Annotated in this window: 3 protein-coding genes and 1 pseudogene; 2 read left to right on the top strand and 2 right to left on the bottom strand. The window is 66.6% G+C overall.

Annotated features, from left to right (window positions below):
- The first annotated feature begins 170 nt into the window (after positions 1-170).
- Together DBR12_RS15640 and DBR12_RS15635 are read left to right on the top strand one after the other, a co-directional pair.
- Positions 171-947 carry a 2OG-Fe dioxygenase family protein gene (locus tag DBR12_RS15640; RefSeq protein WP_108618109.1) on the top strand — a complete coding sequence of 259 codons (777 nt, stop codon included), beginning with the start codon at positions 171-173 and terminating at the stop codon, positions 945-947.
- 118 nt (positions 948-1,065) lie between these two features.
- Positions 1,066-1,503, top strand: a complete 438-nt coding sequence (locus tag DBR12_RS15635) for a universal stress protein (RefSeq protein ID WP_108618108.1) — start codon at positions 1,066-1,068, stop codon at positions 1,501-1,503.
- Positions 1,504-1,696: 193 nt separating this feature from the next.
- Here the strand turns inward: DBR12_RS15635 and DBR12_RS15630 are convergent, their stop codons facing one another.
- A complete protein-coding gene (locus DBR12_RS15630) occupies positions 1,697-2,680 on the bottom strand; it encodes a tripartite tricarboxylate transporter substrate binding protein (RefSeq protein WP_108618107.1) in 984 nt (327 codons plus the stop codon).
- A 185-nt stretch (positions 2,681-2,865) separates the two neighbouring features.
- Positions 2,866-3,103: pseudogene (locus tag DBR12_RS22960) on the bottom strand (acetyl-CoA C-acyltransferase); the annotation flags it as partial.

The following is a 3,103-nucleotide window of genomic DNA, read 5'->3' as shown; positions in this document are numbered from 1 at the left end:
GCAGGCCTTGGGACCGGCACGGCGCGGCCATGGGCTTGCTTGGGGTGGGGGTGCTGATGGCCGTGACCACCGGATTTGGAGGGGTTGCCGGTTTGGCAAAAGCATCCCTTGCTATCGCCTTGCGCCACCGCAGATGGCGGGCCCGCGCCAGCGGTTAAGCTCGGGCTCTTATGGCCCAAGTCACCTTTTCTCCTCCGTTCACCCCCCCTTCCGAAGTCACCAGCCAGCTGCGCCATGGCGGTTATGCCGTGTTGTCCCCGGCGGGCGTGGCCGAGTGGATCGGTTGCGATCTTCCTGCGCTGATGGCCCTCAACAGCGACTGGGCCGCGCTGCCACCCGATGAATTTCTGAAAGACGGTGGCCGCTACCGCCGCCGCCGCCACGCCTGTTTTGTGGTGCAGGGCAAAGGGGTGCAGCAGGTGCCGCACCGCGCGCACTGGCAGCCGGTGGAATACAACGCGTTGCATGGCGGCATGGAGCGCTGGTTTGCGCCCATGGAGCCCGCCACTGTGGCCCGCCCCGTGTGGCAGCAGGTGCTGGCTGCGCTGGCGGGGGTGTCGGACGCTGTGTTTGCCGGGCCGGATGCGCCCGCACCGTGGTTTGTGGAAGCGCACCAGTTCCGCATCGACACCACCGACGGCATTGGCCGCCCCACGCCCGAAGGCGCGCACCGCGATGGCGTGGATCTAGTGGCAGTGTTTTTGGTGGGGCGCGAAGGCGTAAAGGGCGGGGAAACCCGCGTGTTCGAGGCCACGGGCCCCAGCGGCCAGCGCTTCACGCTCACGGAGCCCTGGTCGCTCTTGCTGCTGGACGATGCACGCATGATCCATGAGTCCACCCCCATCCAGCCCCTTGCCGAGGGCGGCCACCGCGACACGCTGGTGGTGACCTGCCGGCGTGGCAATTTCCAGGGCGCGGATGTGGTGGGGCAGGGCCCGGCCGCCTGAAAGTGGGGGCGAGTGCGCCCGATTTGATGCGAATCAAGATGCAGGGTATGGTGGCGGTTCACACTGTGTGCATGGTCAGGCAACAAGCTTGGCCCCCCACCATTTAAGGAGTAGCACCATGTTCAAGCACATTCTGGTTCCCGTCGATGGTTCCAAGACCTCGATGCTGGCCGTATCCAAGGCCGCAGGCTTGGCCAAGACCTTTGGCAGCGCCGTCACGGCGGTGTACGTGACCGACCCCTATCCCTTCACCGGCGTGGGCGCCGACTTTGCCTACGGTCAGGCGCAATACATCAATGCGGCCATGGCCGAAGCCAATGCCGCACTGGACGCCACCAAGAAGGCCATGGCCGAAGCGGGCGTGGAGGTCAACGCCCTGGTAGGGGAGGGGCATGCGGTGCATGACGGCATCCTGCGTGCCCTCGAAGCCTCGGGCGCCGACCTCATCGTGATGGGCTCACACGGCCGCAAAGGCCTGGAGAAGCTGGTGCTGGGCAGCGTCACCCAGCGCGTGCTGGGCGTGGTGCACATCCCCGTGCTGGTCGTGCGCGACTGAGCGCTGCACAGCAGCACGTCCATGAAAAACGGCTCCCAAGGGAGCCGTTTTTGCTGCGGTTCTTGATGGCGCCAGGCATCGCCGCAGCGATGAAAACTGGCACGCCTCCAGGCCAGTGCACCCGTGGAACTGGCTTTGCCAGGCCACTGGGTGCGTCCCCCTTCAGGGGGAAGGCGCGAAGCGCCTCAGGGGGTCACTCGATCTTCGCGCCTGAGGCTTCCACGATGCCCTTCCACTGCCCGTATTCCTTCTTCAGCAGGGCGCCCAGCTGGGCGGCAGACATGGCTTCGGGCTCGGCGCCCTGGGTCTGGATAGCGGCTTTCATGTCGGCCGTGGCCAGCAGCTTGTTGATTTCTGCGTTCAGCGTGGCCACCACGGGGGCAGGCGTGCCAGCGGGGGCAAACACGCCATACCAGGTGCTCACGTCAAAGTCCTTGAAGCCGGATTCGGCCACCGTGGGCACATCGGGCAGTGATGAGCTGCGCTTGGCCGATGTGACGGCCAGCGGGCGCAGCTTGCCCGCCTTGATCTGGCCCATGGCCGAAGGCAGCGACGACACCAGCAGGTCCACATTGCCCGCCAGCGCATCCATCAGCGCGGGGTTGGAGCCCTTGTAGGGGATGTGGCTGAGCTTGGCGCCAGCGGCCTGCTCAAACAGGTGCCCCGCCAGGTGGATGGACGTGCCGTTGCCGGGCGAACCATAGGTGATGGTGCCGGGTGCGGCCTTGGCGGCAGCCACCACGTCGGCCAGGGTCTTGTACTTGGAGTTGACGCTGGTGGCGATCACCACGGGCGTCCAGGCCACATGGGCCACGGGCGTGAGGTCCTTGGTCGGATCCCAGGACAGGTTCTTGTAGAGCCAGGGGCCGATCACCAGGTTGTCCTTCTGGCCCATCACGATGTCATAGCCCGTGGGTGCGGCCTTCACGGCTTCGCCGATGCCGATGGTGCCGCCTGCGCCGGCCTTGTTGTCGGCCACCACAGTCCACTTGGCGCTTTCGGTGAGTTTGGTCGCCACCAGGCGGGAGAGGATGTCCGTGCCGCCGCCGGGTGGGAAGGGCACGATCAGGCGAATGGGTTTGTTGGGGTAGGCTGCAGCCGGTGCGGTCGCCTGGGCGTGGGCCGTGGCGCCCACGGCGAAGGCGAGGGCGGTGAAGGTAAGCAGGGTGCGAATCATGGTGAGCAATGTCTCCGTCGGGTCAGGGGTGTGCGGGTCGCCCCTTGGGGAAGGGGGAACCCGGCTGATCTGGGTCAGCGGGCGCCAATGATCGCTGATCAACTGCGGCACCCGCCTTGCCAATAGCGGGTGGCAGCATCGCCGCTGGCGATGGCAGCTTGCGCACCCGCTGGGCGTGCATGCGGTTACATGCGCTCGAAAATCGCAGCAATGCCCTGGCCGCCGCCAATGCACATCGTCACCAGCGCGTAGCGGCCCTGGATGCGTTGCAGCTCGTGGATTGCCTTGACGGTGATGAGCGCCCCGGTGGCGCCGATGGGGTGGCCCAGCGAGATGCCCGAGCCGTTGGGGTTGACCTTGGCCGGGTCCAGGCCCAGGTCGCGGGTCACGGCGCAGGCCTGGGCGGCAAAAGCCTCGTTGGCT

The organism is Acidovorax sp. HMWF029 (assembly GCF_003060895.1).
Classification (GTDB): domain Bacteria; phylum Pseudomonadota; class Gammaproteobacteria; order Burkholderiales; family Burkholderiaceae_C; genus Acidovorax.
The sequence above is the reverse complement of the archived record's forward strand: the minus strand, read 5'-3'. Positions and strand labels throughout refer to the sequence as shown.

Excerpts from the sequence above, each read along its gene's own strand:
- DBR12_RS15640 (WP_108618109.1), top strand. The coding sequence starts at position 171 with ATGGCCCAAGTCACCTTTTCTCCTCCGTTCACCCCCCCTTCCGAAGTC.
- DBR12_RS15635 (WP_108618108.1), top strand. The coding sequence starts at position 1,066 with ATGTTCAAGCACATTCTGGTTCCCGTCGATGGTTCCAAGACCTCGATG.
- DBR12_RS15630 (WP_108618107.1), bottom strand. The coding sequence starts at position 2,680 with ATGATTCGCACCCTGCTTACCTTCACCGCCCTCGCCTTCGCCGTGGGC.